Genomic DNA, 20,478 nt, shown 5'->3' with positions numbered 1-20,478 from the left:
ACCGCCGTTGTGTTACGCGGGGCGCAACCCGCTCTCGGTCGGGTCGCCGTCGGGCCCATGATCGAGCCGGAAGATATGGGGCGCCACGCCTTGGGGGTAAAGCCGCCGCACCTGCGGATCGTGACCCGGCACGATCAGCCGGCGATCGGAGGCCAGCGCCTCGAGCCGGGTGAACCCATCGAGCATATCTTGCAGATCGACGACGATCGGGAAGGGTTTTCGGGCAAAGACATTCTCGTAGTAATGCGCCGCGTCGGAGGCCAGCACCATCCAGCCTGCTGCCGTGCGCACCCGGACGCATTGCAGCCCGCGCGAATGGCCGCCAATGCAATGTACCGTCACGCCTTCGGCGATCTCGGCGTCGCCGTCGTGAAACACCACCTTGCCGGAATACAGCCGGGTCACCGCCTCGCAGACATGCGGCGCCGAAAATGGCGCGCGCAGGGTGTCGTGGCACATGCAGGGGCCGGTGGCGAATTGCATTTCGGCGGCCTGCATGTGCAGCTTGGCATTGGGGAACAGGTGGAGCCCGCCGGCATGGTCGTAGTGCAGATGGGTGACGATCACCTGCGACACTGCCTCGGGCGCAAGGCCCAGTGGCTTCAGCGCCGCGCGCGGGTCGAGCTCGATCGGTCGGCCCCGCGCCTGCGCTTCGGCGTCGTCATAGCCGGTGTCGACGAGGAGCACCTCGTCCCCCCGCCGCAGCACCCAGATGTAATAGTCCATGGCATGTGGCGCGTCGTGGTTGTCGTCGAAGAGGAAACTGTCGGCGCGGCTGCGGGCATTGCGCGCGGCGTATTTGACGGCGTGAACCTCCCAGGCGCTCATCGCAGCACCTCGGCAAAGGTGGTGACCGACTTGTCGGCGATCATGCCTGCGACGGCAGCGTCGAAGCTTTGGAAATGCGGGCTTTTCAGATGCGTTTCGAACGCTTCGGCACTTTCGTAGATCTCGTAAAGAAAGATCTCCTCGCCTCCGTCGGTGCAGACGTCGAACTGCCGGCATCCGGCTTCGCGTTGCAGCGACAGCCGCGCGTTTTCGGCCATCAGCGGCAGAAAGTCGGCCCGCGCACCGGGGCGCAGGGTGAAACTCACAGTCACGGCATACATCAGGTTGTGCGTCCTTTCAGGCGTCGGATGGCCCGTTTCGCCCCCGGCATCTGGCCGAGGATCAGGGCAATAATCAGGGTCAGAAGAAGTGCCGCGCCGGGCCGTGAGACAAAGACCGAGAGGTCCCCGTCCGAGAGCAGCAACGAGCGGCGGAAGGTTTCGTCGAACATGCCGCCGAGGATCACGCCGATCACCAGTGGCGCGATCGGATAGCACAGCAGGTTCATCACATAGGCCACCAGCCCCACGCCCAGCATCAGGTAGAGATCGTTGAGCCCGCCGCCGACACTGAACGATCCGATTGTGGTCAGCACCATGACCAGCGGCAGAAAGACGGTCTGCGGAATGCGCAGCACCTTGATGAAGATGCGGGCGGTGAACAGCCCCAAGACAAACATGGTGAAACTGGCCAGCACCATGATGGCGACAACCCGCAGGATGATCTCGGGGTCGATGGTGGGGCCGGGGATCACATTGTTGATCTTGAAGGCGCCCATCAGCGCCGCCGCCGGCGGCGAGCCCGGGATGCCCAGCACCAGCAGCGGGATCAGCGCGCCGCCGATGCAGGCATTGTTGGCGGTTTCGGAACACAGCAGCCCCTCGAGCGACCCTTTGCCGAAGCTGTCGCCCTCTTCGGAGACGCTCTTGCCGACACCGTAGCTGACCCAGCCTGCCACATCCTCGCCAACGCCGGGCAAGGCGCCGACACCGGTGCCGATCACGCCCGAACGCCCGATGGTGGGCAGGTAACGGCGCATGGCGGTCATGTTGGGCAGGATGCGACCGTTCAGCTCGGCCACCCGGCCGGCTCTGACGTGGCGCATGCCTTCGATGATCTGCGGCACGGCAAAGGCGCCCATCAGCACCGGCACCACGGCGATTCCCGAGAGCAGATAGGACCAGCCGAAGGTGTAGCGCGCCTCGCTCAGGATCGGATCCATCCCGACCATGGCCAGTGCCAGGCCGATCAGCCCCGCGATCCAGCCCTTGATCGCGAGATCCGCGCTCATCAAAGTGCCTGACAGCAGGATGCCGAAGAGCGCCAGCAAGGCCTTTTCCGGGCTGGCGATGTTCTTGGAAATCAAAAGCAGCACCCAGACGAAGATCAGCAACGCCACGGTGCCCACCAGCGTGCCGATGAAACTGGCGGTGGTGGTCAGGCCAAGCGCTTCGGCACCGCGGCCCTGTTTGGCCAGCGGATAGCCGTCCATCGCGGTTGCGGCGCTGGCGGCCGTGCCGGGGATGTTGAGCAGAATCGACGGATAGGATCCGCCGTAGATCGCACCGACATAAGCGCCGAGCAGGGCGATCAGCGCGTAATCCAGCGGGATCTTGTTGCCGAAAAAGCCGGTCAGGATCGTCACCGCCAGCGTCGCCGTCAGCCCCGGCAGCGCGCCGAAGGTGATGCCGAGAAACACCGATGTGATCAGATAGACATAGGTCCAGGGGTCGCTGACCAGCGTGGCGAAGGCCATGCCGAATCCTGCCAGTTGTCCGAAGATGAATTCCATCTCAGGACCTCCAGATCGGGCGCAGATGCACGTAATAGCCGTATTCGATCTTGGCAAAGATCAGCCCGCCGCGGTTCGGTACGTTCTGGCGGAAACCGAAGGCCATGGCACAGATCAGCAGCAGCGGCACGCCGATGGCCAGCACCGGGGTCAGCCGCAGGGCGGTTCCCCTTGGGCCGGTTGCCTGATGCCAGAGCGTCAGCGCGACGAGCAGCGCCAGCGCCACCCAATCGTCGCCGTGCCGGGCCCATTCGGCGCGCGGGAAATGCATCGTCAGCGCTACCAGTGCGGCGCCGGCGATGGCAAGCAGCGGCAGCAGCGGGCGCGGCTCTGGCCGGCCGTGGAAACTGGCGATCAGTGCGGTGATCAGCAGCGCCGAAGCGAGGATGAAGTCGACCCTGGGCACCAGCCCGGCAATATAGGCAAGCAGCATCAGTGCCACGGCGACAAAGCGCCAGACCTCGGAGGCCGACCAGCCAAGGCCGGCGGCGCTCAGCGCCTGTGCCGCGCCGCCCGAGCGGATCGAGATCGCGAGCAGCACCAGAGCCAGCACCAGCAGCGCGCCGAAGAGGCCCAGCGGCACGATGGCGGCCGAAGTGTACCAGTCGGCGCTGTTCACGCCCGCGCCGTTGCCGCCGCCGAGCGGGATGTCGAGCGTCTTCCACAAAAAGAACAGCGCCAGCACGATGAGCGCCAGCGCACTCCAGAAATCACGGGCACGCAGGCGGGCAATGTCTGGTGCCGCGGTGTCGGGTGAATTGTCCAAGGCGGGCCTCCCAACGGCAGGGGCGGGTGCCGGGGCACCCGCCGGATGCAACGCCCCGGTGCGGCCGGGGCGCTCTGGTCTTACGGTTTCTCGATGCCGAGGTCTTCGGGCATGACCTTGGCTGCTCCCAGATCCTTGAGCGTATAGGCAAAGGTGCTCTCCAGGGTCGAGAACAGCGCCTGGGCCGCTTCACCATACTGACCGCCGATGTCGTATTTGTTGACCTCGGCCCACGTCGCAACGGTATCCGAGGCCATTGCCTTTTCAAAGGCCCCGGCCAGCGTCGCCTTGACGTTTTCCGGTGCCGAGTCGTGCACCGCAAAGCCGATCGCCTGTTTCAGCGGCAGCACCTCGGACAGGCCGGCATAGCTGTCAAAGGCCGAGGGCACGGTCTGGCCGGCAATCTCGACGCTGTCGGGTGTCAGCATTGCCAGGGGCTTGAGCTGGCCGCCCTCGATCAGCGCGGCCTGTTCCGCCAGCGAGGTCACGACCAACGCCACTTCGCCGGCAATCGCCGCTTCCTGGCCGGGTGCGGAGCCCTTGTATGGCACGAATTTTAACCGTGCGCCGGAGCCCTGTTCCAAGGCCAGGAGGTTCAGGTGGTGGATCGACCCGGCGCCGCCGGCGGCGGCCGGGATCGAACCGGGTTCGGCCATGGCGGCCTCGATCAGATCGCTCAGGCTGTCGTGCGGGCTGTCGGCCGGCACCGAGATCAGATCGGGCGAGCCGCCGACGATGAAAGGATACCAATAGTCGAATTTCTTGTCCCAGCCGCCCTGGACGGCCGCGGTGACATTCGATTCCGAGAGGCCGACCAGCGTATAGCCGTCGTCCGGCTGGTTGGCGGCATAAACCATACCGTTCGATCCGGCGACGCCGCCGGTCTGGTTGATGACGTTGATGGATACCGGCAGGTGTTTCTCCATCTCGGCCATGATCATCCGGTTGATCGTGTCGGTGCCGCCGCCGGCGCCCCAGACCACGACGGTGGTGATGTCGCGATAAGGATAGTCCTGGGCTGCGGCGACGCCGGCAATCCCGCCGGTCAGCGCCAGCGCCGCCAACGTTCTGGTGATCGAAATCTTCATCTGCCAATTCCTCCCAAAGGTTTTGCGTTGCTTATTGCGTTTTTTTGTGTATGCATTAAAAGGCGCGCTGTCAACGCCGTTCGCTGAATGCCCGGCGCACCCGCAACCACCGAGAAGGCAAAGCCAGACATGACCGAAACATATGAGATTGCCGTATTCGAAGGCGATGGTATCGGGCCGGAAATCACCACCCCCACAATTGCCCTGCTGAAACAACTGGCCGCTGCCTCGACCGGATATGACCTGAGATTTGTCACTTTGCCCGCCGGGGCGGGGCATTACGCCCGGACCGGCGAATCCTTGCCCGCCGAGTCGCTGCGGGTCGCTGCGGCGGCGGATGCGATCCTGCTCTCGGCCATGGGCCTGCCGGATGTGCGCTATCCCGACGGCACCGAGATTTCGCCGCAAATCGAGCTGCGCATGGCCTTCGACCTCTTTGCCGGCATCCGTCCGGTGAGCGTGCGGCAGGGCCAGGCCGGGCCGCTGACCCTGCCCGAGGGGCGCGAGATCGACTTCGTGTTGGTGCGCGAGAGCACCGAGGGGCTGTTCTATTCCATGGGCACTGGCGTGGTCAGCGAGACCGAGGCGCGCGAGACCCTGCGCATCACCCGCGAGATTTCGGAGAAACTGTTCCGCTTCTCCTTCGATTTGGCGCGAAGCCGCAGGCAGGCCGGGCGCGGGCCGGGCCGGGTGACTTGCGTCGACAAGGCCAATGTGTTTCGCGCCTTCGCCTTTTTCCGCGGCATCTTTGACGAGATCGCGGCAGAATACCCCGATCTCGCCGCCGATCATGCCTATGTCGACGCCACGGCGCTCTGGATGGTACAAAAGCCCTGGGACTTCGACGTGCTGGTGACGGAAAACATGTTTGGCGACATTCTCTCCGATCTCGGTGCCGGGCTGATGGGCGGGCTTGGCCTCGCGCCTTCGGCCGACATCGGGCTGAAACAGGCGGTGTTCCAACCCTGCCATGGCTCGGCCCCCGATATCGCCGGTCAGGGCGTGGCCAATCCGCATGCGATGATCCTCTCGGCGGCGATGATGCTCGACTGGCTGGGCCTCAAGCATGACAATGCCGCGCTGCGCACCGATGGCGTGCGTCTGCGCGAGGCGGTCGAGGCGGTGATCGCAAGCGGCGATTGCCTGACCCGCGATCTCGGCGGGACCGCCGGCACCGATGCGGCCGCCGGAGCGGTGCAGCGGGTGCTTCGGACGGCGCGTGCCGCATGAGCGCTGCGCCGTTGCGGGTGGCCTGCGTCGGGGCAGGCTATTTCAGCCAGTTCCATTATGGCAGCTGGGCGCGCATGCCGCGCGCCCGCGCTGTCGCCGCCTGCGATCGCGATCTCGCCAGAGCCCGCGCCACCGGATTGCCGGCGTTTGACGATCCGGCGCGGATGCTGGCCGAGGCAAAGCCCGACCTGCTCGACATCATCCTGCCGCCCGAAGCCCATGCGGCGACGATCCGGATGGCGCTTGCGGCGGGGGTGACACGGATGATCTGTCAGAAGCCGTTCTGCGCCAGTCTCGACGAGGCCCGGGCCATCACCGCCGAGGCCGAGGCCCGGGGCGCCGTGATCGTGGTGCATGAGAATTTCCGTTTCCAGCCCTGGTATCGGGCTGTGAAAACGGCGCTGGCCCGGGATGCGGTGGGCACCTTGCAACAGGTCACCTTTCGCCTGCGTCCCGGCGACGGGCAGGGGCCGCGGGCCTATCTCGACCGACAGCCCTATTTTCAGCGGATGGAACGCTTTCTGATCCATGAAACTGCCGTTCATTGGGTTGACACCTTTCGCTGGCTGCTCGGCGACCCCTCGCATGTCTACGCCGATCTGCGCCGCCTCAACCCGGCAATCCGCGGCGAGGATGCGGGTTTTGTGCTGTTCGATCATCCTGGCGGGGTTCGGGCGCTGTTTGACGGCAACCGCCATCTCGACCATGCCGCCGACAACCTGCGCCGCACCATGGGCGAGGCGTTGTTCGAGGGCACCGAAGGGGTGCTGGACCTCCGGGGTGACGGCGCGGTGCATCTGCGCCGCCACGGCGACACCGGGCAGGAGGTGCTTTTGCCGCCCGACCGATGGGACGGCTTCGGCGGCGATTGCGTACATAGCTTGCAGAGCCACGTGATTTCAGGTCTTTTGGATGGCGGGGCGTTGGAAAACACAGCGCGCGACTATCTGACGGTGATCGAGATCGAACAGGCCATCTATGCCTCAGCCGCCGCGGGGCAAAAAATTCAGCTTGGCGGAGCAACGACGTGACAAGCAAGACTGCGAAGCCCGTCTCCAACGCTCAACGTGCGGTGCAGCAACTGCGCGAAATGGTTTTCTCGGGCGAGTTGCCGGCCGGCTCCGATCATCTGGAAACCGAACTGGCCGAACGGCTGGGCATGTCGCGCACGCCGGTGCGCGAGGCGGCGCTCCTGCTCGAAAGTCAGGGGCTGGTGGAGATGCGGCCGCGCAAGGGCGTGCGCATTCTGCCGGTTTCGGCCACGGACATGCGCGAGATCTACGATGTGTTGACCGAGCTCGAAAGCCTGGCTGCCGAGCGGGCCGCCGAAGCCGGCTATTCGGAGCCACAGCTCACGGAACTGGCTGCGGCGATTGACGATATGGACGGGGCCATCGCGGATGAGGATCTCGAGGCCTGGGCGGAGGCGGATGAGAGGTTTCACGTTGAGCTGGTGCGTTTGGGTGGCAATTCGCGGGTCCAGATGATTGTCGCGATGATGGGCGATCAGGTCCGGCGGGCCAAGGCGTCGACGCTGTTTGTCCGCCCGCTGCCGGTGCAGTCGAACGAAGATCATCGCCAGGTTTATGCCGCCATCCTTGCCGGTGATCCCGCCAAGGCCCGCCGCGTCCACCGCGACCACCGCCGCCATGCGCGGGACGTGCTGACCGAACTGCTCGACCGCATGCGGCTTCGGACCCTGTGACCCGGCGCGCCAGGCATCGCCGCGATGCCTGATCCGGCTACTGGTTGGTTCCATCCCCTCAACGCACCAACGCGAAATTCGGTGTGTCCGTTCCGGGCGGGAGCAAAAAGATAGACGCCTATCAAAAAATGATTGACGTCTATCTTTTTCACTGCTCTGTTGCCCGAGGGAGGAATCGATGGACAGGCAGACGCCAACCTTGAGCGATGTGGCGCGCCGGGCTGGGGTGAGCTATGCCACCGCGGACCGCGTGATCAACAATCGTGGTGGCGTGGCCGAAAAATCGGTGCGCCGGGTGCGGGCCGCCATCGAAGATCTTGGCTATGTGCGCAATGTCGCCGCCGCCAACCTGGCGCAGAAGCGGACCTATCGCTTTGCCTTTGTCATTCCCGAAGGGCCGAACAGTTTCTTTCAGCGGTTGCGCAACATCCTGGAAACAGCCCGGCCCGAGATGCTGGTGTCGCGGGTCGCGCTGATGGTGGAAAGCGTCGCGGCCTTTGATGCGGCGGCGCTTGTCGGTTGTCTCGAACGGCTGGCCGAAGACAAGGTGGACGGCGTCGCGCTGGTGGGCACCGATGATGCCCGGGTCTGTGCCGCCATCGATGCGCTGCGGGCGCAGGGGGTGGCGGTGCTGACGCTGGTGGCCGATGTCCAGGGCGCCCGACCGGATGGCTATGTCGGGATCGACAACACGATTGCCGGGCGCACCGCCGGGCGGTTGCTGCTGCTGGCGCATGGCGACCGGGGCGGGCGGGTGCTGCCGATTGTCGGAGTCGCCACGGCGCATGACCACGCCGAGCGGCTGGCCGGCATGCAGGACACCCTGGCCGAAGCTGGCGGGCGGGTCACCTCGGCGCCGCTGATCGAAGGCCGCGACCGGCATGACATTGTCGAGGCCGAATTGCACCGGCGGCTGGCCGAAGACCCCGAGATCACCGCGATCTACAGCGCCGGCGCGGGCAATGCCGGGCTGGTGCGGGTGCTGGCGCGGCGCGCCGAAGGCCGGCCGATCGTGGTGCTTCATGAGTTGGTGGCGCATTCGCGCCAGGCGCTCGAGACCGGTCTGGTAGACGTGGTGATCGATCAACGGCCCGAAGATGAAATTCAGACCGCGCTCGAATGTTTGCGCGCGATGGCCGACCGGCGCGATCTGGCTGCGCCGGCGCCGATCGTGCCGGCGATCTACCTGCGTGAAAACCTGCCCCCGGCGGCAGTGGCATCCCAAATTGGAGACCCCGTTCATGAGTGATTTCTTTGGCGATCTTGCGCCGGTGCGTTTCGACCCCGAGGCCGAGGGGCTGGCCTTTCGACATTATGATCCTGACGAGACGGTCATGGGCAAGCGGTTGGAGGATCACCTGCGGTTTGCCGTCGCCTATTGGCACAGCTTTGCCTGGCCCGGCGGCGATCCCTTTGGCGGCCAGACCTTTGACCGGCCCTGGTTCGGCGCCGAAATGGCTGCGGCGCGGCTCAAGGCGGATGTGGCCTTCGAACTCTTCGACCTGCTCGGGGTGCCGTATTTCTGCTGGCATGATGCCGATATCCGGCCCGAGGGCGCAAGTTTTGCCGAAAGCCGGTCGAATTTCGACGCCATCATCGATCTGTTCGAAGAAAAGATGGAGGGCGCGAAGGTCAAACTGCTCTGGGGCACGGCAAACCTGTTTTCGCATCGCCGTTTCATGTCCGGCGCGGCGACCAACCCCGATCCGGATGTCTATGCCTGGTCGGCGGCGACGGTAAAGACCTGTCTCGATGCGACCCACAGGCTCAAGGGGCAGAACTATGTGCTCTGGGGCGGGCGCGAGGGCTATGAAACACTGCTCAACACCGATCTCGGTCAGGAGATGGAACGGATGGGCCGCTTCCTGAGCATGGTGGTGGACTACAAGCACAAGATCGGGTTCGAGGGGCAAATCCTGATCGAACCCAAACCGCAGGAGCCGACCAAACATCAGTATGACTACGATGTGGCGACGGTGTACGGTTTCTTGCAGCGCTTCGGGCTCGAAAAGGACGTGAAGGTCAATATCGAGCAGGGGCATGCGATCCTGGCCGGGCATTCGTTCGAACACGAATTGGCTCTGGCGCGCGAGTTGGGGATCCTCGGCTCGATCGACATGAACCGCAACGATTACCAGTCGGGCTGGGACACCGACCAGTTTCCCAACAATGTGCCCGAGGTGGCACTGGCCTATTACGAGATCCTCAAGGCCGGCGGGCTGGGCCGGGGTGGCACAAATTTCGACGCCAAGCTGCGGCGGCAGTCGCTCGATCCGGTGGATCTGGTGGCGGCGCATGTCGGGGCGATGGATGTCTGTGCCCGCGGGCTCAAGGCAGCGGCGCGGATGCTGGAGGATGACGCCCTGGAGACGCCCCGGCGGGCGCGCTACGCCGGCTGGGAGAGCGCGGCGGCCCAGGCCATGCTGGGGGCCGATCTGGCCACGGTAGCGGCCCCGGTCGAGGCCGGAGAGATCACGCCCGAGCCGATTTCCGGGCGGCAGGAGATACTCGAGAACATCGTCAATCGCTACGTTTGACAGGGAGGTATTTGCAATGAAGACGATCAAGGGGCCCGGTCTGTTCCTGGCGCAATTCGCCGGCGACGCGGCGCCGTTCAATTCCTGGGACGGCATCACAAAATGGGCGGCGGACTGCGGTTACAAGGGGGTGCAGGTGCCGGTCTGGGACGCGCGGCTGGTCGATCTCGACAAGCTGGCGACGTCGAAGGACTATTGCGACGAATGGGTCGGCCAGGCGCGCGCCAATGGCGTCGAGGTGACGGATTTGTCGACCCATATCATCGGCCAGCTTGTGGCGGTGCACCCCGCCTATGACGCCTGGGTCGATGGCTTTGCCGCGCCCGAGGTGCAGGGCAAGCCCAAGGAACGCACCGACTGGGCCATTGAACAGGTGAAAAAGGCGCTGACCGCGTCCAGGAACCTGGGCATCGGGCAGCATGTGACTTTTTCCGGCGGGCTGTGCTGGCCGTTTGTCTATCCCTTTCCCCAGCGCCCCGAAGGCATGGTCGAGACGGCGTTTGACGAGTTGGCCCGGCGCTGGCGGCCGATCCTCGACCATGCCGACGACTGCGGCGTAGACGTCTGCTACGAAATTCACCCGATGGAGGATCTGCACGACGGCGACACCTTCGAGATGTTCCTCGAAAGGCTGGACGGGCATGCGCGCTGCAACATGCTCTACGATCCCAGCCACTATGTTCTGCAATGCCTTGATTACCTTGATAATATCGACATCTACGCCGATCGCATCAAGATGTTTCACGTCAAGGATGCCGAGTTCAACCCGACCGGGCGCAAGGGCGTCTACGGCGGGTTCCAGCCCTGGGAAAAGCGGGCCGGGCGGTTCCGCAGCCTGGGTGACGGGCAGGTTGATTTCGGGGCGATCTTTTCCAAGATGGCGGCACATGATTTCGACGGCTGGGCCGTGGTCGAATGGGAATGCTGCCTGAAACATCCCGAAGACGGCGCGCGCGAGGGCGCGGCCTTCGTCAAGGATCACATCATCCGGGTCACGCCGCATGCCTTTGACGATTTCGCCGGCGGCGCCGACGAGGACATGAACCGCAAGCTATTGGGGATCGACTGATGGACCGTATCAGACTGGGCATGGTGGGCGGCGGCACGGACGCCTTTATCGGCGCGGTGCACCGCATCGCCAGCCGCATTGACGACCGCTTCGAACTGGTGGCCGGCGCCTTGAGTTCAACCCCCGAGAAGGCGCGCACCAGCGGCGCGGCGCTGGGGCTGGCGGAAGATCGCTCTTATGGCACCTTCGAGGAGATGGCCGAACGCGAGGCCGGCCGCGACGACGGGATCGAGGCGGTCAGCATCGTCACACCGAACCATGTGCATGCCGCCGCCGCCCGGGCGTTTCTCGAGCGTGGCATCCATGTGATCTGCGACAAGCCGCTGACCGCGACGCAAGAGGATGCCGAGGCGCTGCGCCATGCGGTGGCCGACAGCAAGGCGGTGTTCGTGCTGACGCATAATTACACCGGCTATCCGCTGGTGCGTCAGGCGCGCGAGATGGTGGCACAGGGCGATCTGGGAGAGATCCGCGTCGTGCAGGCGGAATATCCGCAGGACTGGATGACCGATGCGGTCGAAGCCGCCGGCGTCAAACAGGCGGAATGGCGCACCGATCCGGCGCGTTCGGGCGCTGGCGGGTCGATCGGCGACATCGGCACCCATGCCTACAACCTCGCCTGTTTCGTGACCGGACTGAAGGGGGCGGAGCTGGCGGCCGACCTGCACAGCTTCGGGACCGGGCGCAAGCTTGACGACAACGCCCATGTGATGCTGCGCTTCGATGGCGGTGCGCGGGGGATGTTGTGGTGTTCGCAGGTGGCGCCGGGCTGCGAAAACGCGCTGCGGCTCAGGGTCTTTGGCACCAAAGGCGGGCTGGAATGGGCGCAGGAAAATCCCAACGAGCTCTGGTTCACGCCGCATGGAGAGGCCACGCGGCGGATCACGCGGATGGGGGCGGGCGCCTCGGACGCCGCCAATGCGGTAAGCCGTGTGCCGCCGGGCCACCCCGAAGGCTATCTGGAAGGCTTCGCCAATATCTACGGCGGCGCCGCCGATGCGATCCGTGCGGTCCAGAGCGGTGCCGACCGTGACGCAGCGCTTGGGCTGCTGCCGGGGATCGGCGCCGGGCTGGACGGCATGGCCTTCATCGGCGCCTGCGTGCGGTCGTCGCAGGACAATACCGCCTGGGTGACGCTGTGACCGAGCCCGTCCTGTCGCTGCGCAACGTGCACAAGAGCTTCGGCCCGGTCGAGGTTCTGCACGGTGTCGATCTGGATATCCGCGCCGGCGAGGTGCTGGCGCTGATCGGCGAGAACGGGGCGGGCAAATCGACGGCGATGAAATGTCTCGCCGGTTATCAACCTGCCTCGTCGGGGCGGATTCTTCTCGACGGGGAAGAGGTGAGTTTTGCCTCGCTGCATGAGGGCGAGGCGGCGGGGATCGTGCTGATCCACCAGGAATTCAACCTCGCCGAGCAGCTGACGGTGGAACAGAACATTTTCCTGGGGCGCGAGCTGCGCAAGGGGCTCCTGCTCGACAAGGCCGAGATGCGGCGGCGCTCACGCGAGTACCTGGCACGGGTGAAATGCCGGGTGGACCCGGATACGCCGGTGTCGAAATTGTCGAATTCCGACAAGCAGATGGTCGAGATCGCCAAGGCGCTGGGCCGCGACGCCCGTGTGCTGATCATGGATGAGCCGACAGCGGTGCTGACCAATGCCGAGGCTGCCATCCTGTTCGAACAGGTCGAGGCCCTGCGTGCCACGGGCACGGCGATCGTCTTTACCTCGCACAAGCTGGGCGAGGTAAAGCAGATCGCCGACCGGGTCAGCGTAATGCGCGATGGCATGGTGGTGCAGGCCGCGCCCGTACGTGACATGAGCGAAGACCAGATGGCGACGGCGATGGTCGGGCGCGACGTCTCCGATCTCTATCCCGCCAAGGCTGAAGTGGCGGCGGATGCTCCGGTGCTGCTGCGCGTCGACGGGCTGGATGTGCCGGGCTTTGCCGAAGGCGTGAGCTTTGCGTTGCGCGCCGGCGAAATCCTCGGGATCGCGGGGCTTGTCGGCTCGGGCCGGACCGAGGCGATGGAGGGGCTCTGCGGGCTGCGCATCGCCCGGGCGGACCGAACCGAGATCGCAGGGCAAAGCGTGCAGATCCGCAAACCCTCGGATGCGCTCAGGCACCGGCTGTGTTACCTGACCGAGGATCGCAAGCTGCGGGGTCTGCTGCTGGACAAGGGCATGCGCGAGAACCTGACCTTGCAGGCGCTCGCCAGATTTGGCGGCCTGCTGATCGACCAAAAGGCCGAGGATGCGGCCCTGACCCGGGCCATTCGGGAATTCGACATTCGCGCCGGGCGGCGCGACGTGCGGGTCGGCAACCTCTCGGGCGGCAACCAGCAGAAGCTGCTTCTGGCCAAGGTCATGCAGAGCGAGCCGCAGATCCTGATCGTCGACGAGCCGACCCGCGGCATCGACATCGGCACCAAGCAACAGATCTATGCCTTCCTGAGCGATCTTGCGGCTTCGGGCCATGGGATCGTCGTGATTTCATCCGAGATGCAAGAGATCATCGGCCTGGCCAATCGCGTTCTGGTGATGCGGCAGGGTCGGATTGCCGGGGAACTTGCCGGAGAGGCGATCACCGAAGAAGCCATCGTGCGCCACGCCATGGGTGTCGGCGCCGATCCCAAGGAAAGGGCAGCCTGATGGCAAGCGAAACCGTGAACATGCCGGAGCGTCGGCGCAAACTGCCGTCGATGTCGGTGCTGGGGCCTGTCATCGCGCTTCTGGTTCTGGTGGCGATCGGGGCGATGATGAACCCGAATTTCCTCGGTGCGGGCAATATCACCAACGTGCTGGCGCGCTCGGCCTTTATCGGGATCATCGCGGTGGGCATGACCTTCGTGATCACCGCCGGCGGGCTGGATCTCTCGGTGGGGTCGATGGCGGCCTTTATTGCCGGGTTGATGATTCTGGTGATGAACGCCGCGCTGCCGGTGCTGGGGGTGGGCGTGCCGATCATTCTGCTGGGGATGGCGACGGCGCTGATTGCCGGGCTGCTGGCCGGGCTCTTGAACGGCTTTCTGATCACCACGCTGGGGATCGAGGCCTTCATCGTCACCCTCGGCACCATGGGCATCTATCGCAGCCTCGTCACCTGGCTGGCCGACGGCGGCACGCTGAGCCTGGATTTCGGGCTCCGCACCTTCTATCGGCCGGTCTATTTCGACGGCATTCTCGGGGTGTCCTGGCCGATCATCGTCTTTGCGCTGGTGGTGATCATCGGCGAAGTGGTCATGAGCCGGGCCCGTTTCGGCCGGCATTGTGCCGCCACCGGATCGAGCGAGCACGTTGCGCATTATTCCAACGTCAACGTGAACCGCACCCGGCTTGCCACCTATGCCATGCTCGGTGTGCTGGTGGGGGTGGCCACCATCATGTATGTGCCGCGGCTGGGCTCGGCCTCGGCCTCGACCGGCGTGCTCTGGGAACTCGAGGCGATTGCCGCGGTAATCATCGGCGGCACCGTGCTCAAGGGCGGTTTCGGCCGGGTCTGGGGCACGGTGATCGGCGTGCTGATCCTGAGCCTGATCGACAACATTCTCAATCTGACCGACCTGGTGTCGCCCTACCTGAACGGCGCGATCCAGGGGGTCATCATCATTCTCGCTGTCATTTTGCAGCGCGAAGCCAAGGCGAAGGGCTGAAAGCCCCGCCGTTCCAAGGGAGGAAAGCAATGACATATTTGAAGACATTCGCAACCGGGCTGGTCGCCGCGGCGGTCACCGCCGGCATGGCCATGGCGCAGGACGCCAAGGTGATTGGCGTCTCGATCCCCGCCGCCACCCACGGCTGGGCCGGGGGCATGAACTTTCACGCGCAGGAGGCGGTGAAACGGCTGGAAGAGGTCTATCCCGAGCTCGATTTCGTGCTGGCCACGGCCTCGGATCCGGGCAAGCAGGTCAATGACATCGAGGACATGGTGGCGACCCGCAACATCAGCGCGCTGGTGGTGCTGCCGTTCGAGAGCGAGCCGCTGACCTCGCCGGTGCAGGCGGTGGCCGAAGGCGGCGCCTGGGTGACGGTGGTCGATCGCGGTCTTTCGGTCGAGGGGATCGAGGATCTCTATGTCGCTGGCGACAACCCGGGCTTCGGCCGGGTTTCGGGCGAATACATGGCCTCGAAAATGCCCGACGGCGGCAAGATCGTCGTGCTGCGCGGCATCCCGACGACCATCGACAACGAGCGCGTGGCGGGCTTTGAAAGCGCCATCGAAGGCTCGGGCATCGAGATCATCGACATGGAGCACGGCAACTGGAACCGCGACGACAGCTTCAACGTGATGCAGGATTTCCTGTCCAAGCACGAGCAGATCGATGCGGTCTGGGCTTCGGATGATGACATGGCGGTGGGCGTTCTGGCAGCGATCGATGCGGCGGGCCGCGACGACGTGCAATTCGTGCTGGGCGGCGCCGGCATGAAGGAGATGGTCAAGCGCGTCATGGACGGCGACACCATGATCCCGGCCGACGTGACCTATCCGCCGTCGATGATCGCCACTGCGATCGAACTGACGGCGGTGGGCATGACCTCGACCGCGCCGGTCTCGGGCACCTTCACCATCGGTTCGGTGCTGATCACGCCGGAGAACGCGGAACAATTCTATTATCCCGACAGCCCGTTCTGATCGCGCTGCCACGGATCCCCCGCAGCGCTGCGGGGGATGCTCCCCTTACACTGGTTCCTGCGCATTCGTGGCAAACCCGGCCTTCACCCCTTTCATGGACAACGAACGGGTTGGCGGCGGCGTCGGCTCTGCGATTTGGCGATTGCGTCGGCGGTTAAGAACGACGGGCCGCACCTGAGCGACCCTGGTGACGGTCGACGAGCAAAGGGCGCAACGCCTCCAGTCACGGCAGCGAGCCAAAGGCAAAGCCGTTGTTGGTGGCTGCCATCGCAGGCCCGCGCTATGCTGTCGAACGCGTCTGGACATCCCCTGTCCGCAGCCGCTCACGCGCGGTTCAGCAGCTTGCTGTATTTTCTCACGAACAGGTTCTCGCCTTTCATCTTGCGCGTCAGAAGGTCCCCTGCCGTGAACAGGCCGAGGAAAGAATTGCCGCGCTTCGGCCCGAGCGGCACAAGGATCGGCGCCTTGGGGCCCCATGGCTTGTAGGGTTTCATCTGTTCGAGCGGCTTGCCCGAAATGAACCCTTTGAGCGTTGCCTTGAGCCAGGGCAGCTGACGGCTGGTCGCGACGATGGTCATGCCGTCCCCCGCATCGGCCAGGTCTCCGGCGGCCAAGACGTTGGGCAGCGACGACGGGCGCAGCCACCGATCCACCTTGACCCGGTTCGCGGTGCTCTTCTGCGTGTCCGGCAGGCCGTCGAGCAACTCGGAACTGGCGCGTGAGCCGAGGACGGGGAAGATCAGGTCGAACTCCAGCTCCGACCCGTCCGACAGCTTCAGGCGGCCCGCGTAAGGCTCGGTCAGGCTTTGCAGGTTCTCGGCCCTTTTGCCGAGTACCAGGGTCACGCCGGCGTCGCGCAGCTTGCTGGCCAACGCCGTGCCGAGCTTCTCCGGCATGGTGGGAAACAGGCGGCCTGTATCCGAGATCAGCGTGATCTCCTTGTCCGGCATGGCATGGGCTATCTCCCCCGCCAGCTCGGTGCCGACGGCCCCCGCGCCGACGATACCGATCCTCCGGGCCGCGTTCAGCTGGTCGTGAACGCGCTGGTTGGCCTGCCGCAGCCCGTCGATGTCGTCTCCGACAGGTTTGAAGGGCGTGGCATTGGATGAGCCAGTGGCGACGACGATGTAATCGGCTGCGACTCTTTGGCCGTCGTCCAGCGTCACGCCGTCGGCATCGATGCCGTTCGCACGGGCGCGCAGAACCCGTCCGTTCTTCAATAGGCGGTCGTAGGGGATCAGGGCGCGGTCGAGCAGCGCAGGATCGACGACGGCGCGGATCATTGCGGGTGCATGAACGAAATGGCTGCGCGGCTCGATCAGGGTGACCTCCGCGGCATTGTCGAGCGATTTCGCGAGTTCAGCGCCGATGTAGCCGCCGCCAATGATGGCGATGTGTTTGGACATGGGGGCAATTCCTTTCAGGGCGGGAAGGCGGTGGAGGGTCCTTGGCGCAGGCCGCTGGTCATTTGGGTGACGGGGAGGGCCCGCAGTCCTTCGGTCTCTCCCTTCGGGGACACCCGGCCGGAAAGGGCCAAGTGTCCCGGTATCCTCACATGACTTCGGCAAGTTTTTGAAGGCTGTGTCCTGCGACACACCGTCATTTGTCGTGGCGCCTGCCGAGCAAGGTGTCGCCGCGCCGCATCTCCGGCAGGTAGCCCAGATTGTCGATCAACTGCGTTTTCTTGCGGGCGCCAACGAATTCCTTGGCCCCGGTTGCGCCACTATTGCCGTCGCCGCGTGGCTGACCGAGGCGGGCAGGTTTGGCATGTTGCGTACGATCGGTATCCCGGCGCCCAAATACCCCTTGCAATAGCCGACCGGCGCGTCGGTCGCGACAGTGACAATGATGGGCTCGCCGGCGCCATACTCCGCCAGCGACGGCATGAGCTGATCCGGCGCCGGCGGCTTGACGTCTATGACCAGAACCGCCGGCGCCTGCGGCGGGGTCGCTCATTGTCACTGCCTCGCGCCTGACACCGGCGGCGAACCAGCCCGCAAGCAGCGCCAGGTTCAAGAAGTCGGAGCCGATCATGACAAGGCCGCGTTTGTTGATCGCCTACAGGTTCATGCGGCGGTGTTCCGCGCCACGAGCTCCTTGTAAAGTTCCCGGATGCGCCTGGTAATGGGTCGGTCGCCGGTGCCAATGGCTTTGCCGTCAATCTCTGCCACCGGGGTCTGGGCGCCGAAGGTGCCCGTCAGGAAGGCCTCTTCGGCGCCGTAGGCTTCATACAGCGAATAGTTCCTCTCGAAGGCCGGGATGCCATTGTCGCGGCACAGGTCGATCACCTTCTGCCGGGTGACGCCGTTCATGCAGTAGTCGCCGGTCGAGGTCCAGACCTCGCCGCGGCGCACAATGAAAAAGTTGCAGGCGTTGGTGGTGTTCACGAAACCATGCGGATCAAGCATCAGCCCTTCGTCGGCTCCGGCCTGTTCCGCCTGGAGGCAGGCGATCACGCAATTCAATTTGGAATGGCTGTTGAACTTCGCGTCCTGGCTCATCGGCAGACCGCGCACCTGCGGCACGGTGGCGAGGCGAATGCCCTTGGTCTGCAACCGGTCCACGGGCTTCGAATGCTCGATGATCGCGACGATGGTGGCGCCCCAACGGCTCAGGCCCGGGTGCTGGAAGGGCTTGGCCTTGCGCCCGCGCGTGATCATCAGGCGGCAATGGGCGTCGGTCGTCATGCCGTTGGCCTCGGCCGTCTTGTTCAGGATCTCGAGGATGTCGTCCGGCCCGATACCAAGGTCGATGGAGACTGCTTTGAGCGAATTGAACAGTCGGTCCATGTGTTCGTCGAAGAAGGCCCATTTTCCGTTGTAGAGCCGCATCCCCTCCCACATGCCGTCGCCTAACATGAAACCGGAATCATAGACTGACACCATCGCCTCGGCCTTGGGTTTCAATTCGCCATTGACGTAGATCAGGATCTCGTCATTGCGTCGGTCGTGCTCTGCGTCATGGGTGGTCTTCTTGTCGAGATCAATCGTCGTCATGTCAGTGTCCCAGTATCTGGCCGAGAAAGGCCTGTGCGCGTTCGTGTTTCGGAGCGGTGAAGAAGGTTTCGGGGGCGGCCTCTTCGACGATCTCGCCGTCGGCCATGAAGATCACCCGGTCGGCGACCTGGCGGGCAAAGCCCATCTCGTGAGTGACGCAGATCATCGTCATCCCGTCCTGTGCGAGGCCCACCATGACATCGAGCACCTCGGAGATCATCTCCGGGTCCAGCGCCGAGGTGGGTTCGTCGAACAGCATGATCTCGGGCTTCATACAGAGCGCGCGGGCAATCGCCACCCGCTGTTGCTGGCCACCGGAGAGCTGGCCGGGATACTTGTCGGCCTGCTCGGGGATCTTGACGCGGGTGAGATATTCCATCGCCACCTCTTCCGCCTCGGCGCGGGACTGCTTGCGCACCAATTTGGGCGCGAGGATGCAGTTTTCCAGGATCGTCATGTGCGGAAACAGGTTGAAATGCTGGAACACCATGCCGGTCTCGCGGCGGATTTCGTCGATATTGTCGAGGTTGTCGTCCAGTTCGGTGCCCAGCACGTTGATCGACCCCGCCTGATGCTCCTCGAGCCGGTTGATACAGCGGATCAGCGTCGACTTGCCCGAGCCCGAAGGGCCGCAGACGACGATCTTTTCGCCCTTGGCCACCGTCAGGTCGATGCCCTTGAGGGCGTGGAAGGTGCCGTACCATTTGTCCATCCTGCTGATCTGGACGGCGGTTTGCGAAGTGGGCATGGGATAAACTCCTAGCGCTCGGCCACGGCCATGCGGCGTTCAAGGTAGGCGCCGTAGCGGGACAGCGCGAAGACGAAGACGAAGTAGATCAGCCCGACAAAGGCGTAGACTTCGACATGGGCGAAATTCCATTCCGAGTTGCCATAGGCGGCATTGCCCGAGGCGAGGATCTCGAAAAAGCCTATGATGACAACCAGCGAGGTTTCCTTGAAGGTGATCACCAGCTGGTTGATCGTCGCGGGCAGCGCATTGCGGAACGCCTGCGGCAGGATGATATGTCCGATCCGGTGCCAGTAGCCCAGGCCCAGCGCCTGTGCTGCCTCTTCCTGGCCGCCGGGCAGCGACTGGATGCCGCCGCGGATGATCTCGGCCTGGTAGCAGGCAAAGAACAGCGCGTAGCCCGCGATCACCCGGTGCAGCTTGTCGCCGATCATCCAGCCGGGCAGCACGAACGGCAGCACGATGGCAAAGGTGAACATGATCGACAGAAGCGGGAGCGAGCGGATGGCGTCGATGATTACGCCCATTGTGCGCGCGATCCACGGCAGTTGCGACCGGCGGAGAAGCGCAAAGACGATGGCCAGCGGCATCCCCAGCAGCGTCACGCTGGCAAAGATGAAGATGGTCAGCGACAGCCCGCCCCAGTTCTGCTCGGACACTTCGGTCAGCCCGAAGACCCCGCCACGCATCAGAACGTAAAAGGTCACGAACCCTGCCACCCACAGAGCTGCCAACCGCCGCGCCGTCCAGAACCATGGCGCGCAAGAGGCCCCGCCGGTCAGCACGATCACCGCGCAGGCCAGGGCGGAACGCCATTGTTCTTCGAACGGGTAGAGCCCGAATAAGATCAGCCGCCAACGCGCATCGATCACGGCCCAGCAGGCGCCCTCGGCTCCGTGGCCGCAGGCCTCGCGATTCTCGGCGCTCCAGACCGCGTGCAGCACGCCCCAGTCAAAGAGCGACCACAGCACCCAGGCCGCCAGCAGGCCGAAGCCGAGCGTGACGAGCGTATCGAGGCGGGTCGAGAAGTAGTCGGTGCGCAGCGCGCGCAGACGGGTCTGTCTTGGCAAGGTCGCGTCCATCGC

The 20,478-nt window shown here is 64.6% G+C and carries 20 protein-coding genes; 10 read left to right on the top strand and 10 right to left on the bottom strand.

Features of this window, described 5'->3' with window-relative positions:
• Positions 1-12: 12 nt before the first annotated feature.
• From AC0J5K_RS18780 to AC0J5K_RS18760, 5 genes are all read right to left on the bottom strand, one after another.
• The gene (locus tag AC0J5K_RS18780; RefSeq protein WP_274563686.1) at positions 13-828 is read right to left on the bottom strand and encodes an N-acyl homoserine lactonase family protein; all 816 of its coding nucleotides are present in this window, start codon (positions 826-828) and stop codon (positions 13-15) included.
• The gene (locus tag AC0J5K_RS18775) at positions 825-1,109 is read right to left on the bottom strand and encodes a putative quinol monooxygenase (RefSeq protein WP_274563684.1); all 285 of its coding nucleotides are present in this window, start codon (positions 1,107-1,109) and stop codon (positions 825-827) included. Before AC0J5K_RS18775 ends, AC0J5K_RS18780 begins: the two co-directional genes overlap by 4 nt.
• Positions 1,109-2,620 carry a tripartite tricarboxylate transporter permease gene (locus AC0J5K_RS18770; protein ID WP_074837580.1) on the bottom strand — a complete coding sequence of 504 codons (1,512 nt, stop codon included), beginning with the start codon at positions 2,618-2,620 and terminating at the stop codon, positions 1,109-1,111. The genes AC0J5K_RS18775 and AC0J5K_RS18770 overlap by 1 nt, the downstream gene beginning before the upstream one ends.
• A 1-nt stretch (position 2,621) precedes the next feature.
• On the bottom strand, positions 2,622-3,386 hold the full coding sequence (locus AC0J5K_RS18765; RefSeq protein WP_274563681.1) for a hypothetical protein: 765 nt from the start codon (positions 3,384-3,386) through the stop codon (positions 2,622-2,624).
• A gap of 80 nt (positions 3,387-3,466) precedes the next feature.
• Positions 3,467-4,474, bottom strand: coding sequence for a Bug family tripartite tricarboxylate transporter substrate binding protein (locus AC0J5K_RS18760; RefSeq protein ID WP_274563679.1), 1,008 nt, complete (start codon positions 4,472-4,474; stop codon positions 3,467-3,469).
• Between the two features lie 129 nt (positions 4,475-4,603).
• On the opposite strand from AC0J5K_RS18760, the gene AC0J5K_RS18755 reads away from it, so the two are divergent.
• From AC0J5K_RS18755 to AC0J5K_RS18710, 10 genes are all read left to right on the top strand, one after another.
• Positions 4,604-5,704: an isocitrate/isopropylmalate dehydrogenase family protein gene (locus AC0J5K_RS18755; protein WP_274563677.1), complete on the top strand. Its 1,101-nt coding sequence runs from the start codon at positions 4,604-4,606 to the stop codon at positions 5,702-5,704.
• Positions 5,701-6,735, top strand: coding sequence for a Gfo/Idh/MocA family protein (locus tag AC0J5K_RS18750; protein ID WP_074837584.1), 1,035 nt, complete (start codon positions 5,701-5,703; stop codon positions 6,733-6,735). Before AC0J5K_RS18755 ends, AC0J5K_RS18750 begins: the two co-directional genes overlap by 4 nt.
• Positions 6,732-7,409, top strand: a complete 678-nt coding sequence (locus tag AC0J5K_RS18745) for a GntR family transcriptional regulator (RefSeq protein ID WP_074837585.1) — start codon at positions 6,732-6,734, stop codon at positions 7,407-7,409. The genes AC0J5K_RS18750 and AC0J5K_RS18745 overlap by 4 nt, the downstream gene beginning before the upstream one ends.
• Before the next feature lie 178 nt (positions 7,410-7,587).
• Entirely contained in the window at positions 7,588-8,658 is a 1,071-nt protein-coding gene (locus AC0J5K_RS18740; protein WP_048534477.1) for a LacI family DNA-binding transcriptional regulator, read from the top strand.
• Positions 8,651-9,946, top strand: coding sequence for a xylose isomerase (gene xylA / locus AC0J5K_RS18735; protein ID WP_274563673.1), 1,296 nt, complete (start codon positions 8,651-8,653; stop codon positions 9,944-9,946). Before AC0J5K_RS18740 ends, xylA begins: the two co-directional genes overlap by 8 nt.
• 16 nt (positions 9,947-9,962) lie before the next feature.
• On the top strand, positions 9,963-11,015 hold the full coding sequence (locus AC0J5K_RS18730) for a sugar phosphate isomerase/epimerase family protein (protein WP_048534473.1): 1,053 nt from the start codon (positions 9,963-9,965) through the stop codon (positions 11,013-11,015).
• Positions 11,015-12,157: a Gfo/Idh/MocA family protein gene (locus AC0J5K_RS18725; protein ID WP_048534471.1), complete on the top strand. Its 1,143-nt coding sequence runs from the start codon at positions 11,015-11,017 to the stop codon at positions 12,155-12,157. Before AC0J5K_RS18730 ends, AC0J5K_RS18725 begins: the two co-directional genes overlap by 1 nt.
• Positions 12,154-13,668 (top strand): sugar ABC transporter ATP-binding protein, encoded by a 1,515-nt coding sequence (locus tag AC0J5K_RS18720; protein WP_274563669.1) that lies wholly within the window; start codon positions 12,154-12,156, stop codon positions 13,666-13,668. The genes AC0J5K_RS18725 and AC0J5K_RS18720 overlap by 4 nt, the downstream gene beginning before the upstream one ends.
• Entirely contained in the window at positions 13,668-14,669 is a 1,002-nt protein-coding gene (locus AC0J5K_RS18715) for an ABC transporter permease (RefSeq protein WP_074837589.1), read from the top strand. Before AC0J5K_RS18720 ends, AC0J5K_RS18715 begins: the two co-directional genes overlap by 1 nt.
• Before the next feature lie 29 nt (positions 14,670-14,698).
• Positions 14,699-15,649, top strand: a complete 951-nt coding sequence (locus AC0J5K_RS18710) for an ABC transporter substrate-binding protein (protein ID WP_074837590.1) — start codon at positions 14,699-14,701, stop codon at positions 15,647-15,649.
• A gap of 323 nt (positions 15,650-15,972) precedes the next feature.
• Here AC0J5K_RS18710 and AC0J5K_RS18705 read toward each other — a convergent pair whose 3' ends face one another.
• From AC0J5K_RS18705 to AC0J5K_RS18685, 5 genes are all read right to left on the bottom strand, one after another.
• Positions 15,973-17,055 (bottom strand): NAD(P)/FAD-dependent oxidoreductase, encoded by a 1,083-nt coding sequence (locus AC0J5K_RS18705; RefSeq protein ID WP_338020373.1) that lies wholly within the window; start codon positions 17,053-17,055, stop codon positions 15,973-15,975.
• A 193-nt stretch (positions 17,056-17,248) separates the two neighbouring features.
• Entirely contained in the window at positions 17,249-17,683 is a 435-nt protein-coding gene (locus AC0J5K_RS18700; protein ID WP_274563664.1) for a hypothetical protein, read from the bottom strand.
• 32 nt (positions 17,684-17,715) lie between these two features.
• Positions 17,716-18,645, bottom strand: coding sequence for an aminotransferase class IV (locus AC0J5K_RS18695; protein ID WP_274563663.1), 930 nt, complete (start codon positions 18,643-18,645; stop codon positions 17,716-17,718).
• Between the two features lies 1 nt (position 18,646).
• Positions 18,647-19,393: an amino acid ABC transporter ATP-binding protein gene (locus AC0J5K_RS18690; RefSeq protein WP_274563662.1), complete on the bottom strand. Its 747-nt coding sequence runs from the start codon at positions 19,391-19,393 to the stop codon at positions 18,647-18,649.
• An 11-nt stretch (positions 19,394-19,404) separates the two neighbouring features.
• A complete protein-coding gene (locus tag AC0J5K_RS18685) occupies positions 19,405-20,475 on the bottom strand; it encodes an amino acid ABC transporter permease (protein ID WP_085851828.1) in 1,071 nt (356 codons plus the stop codon).
• Between the last annotated feature and the right edge of the window lie 3 nt (positions 20,476-20,478).

Source organism: Marinovum sp. E3, assembly GCF_055755275.1.
This window is presented reverse-complemented; position numbering and strand designations above follow the sequence as displayed.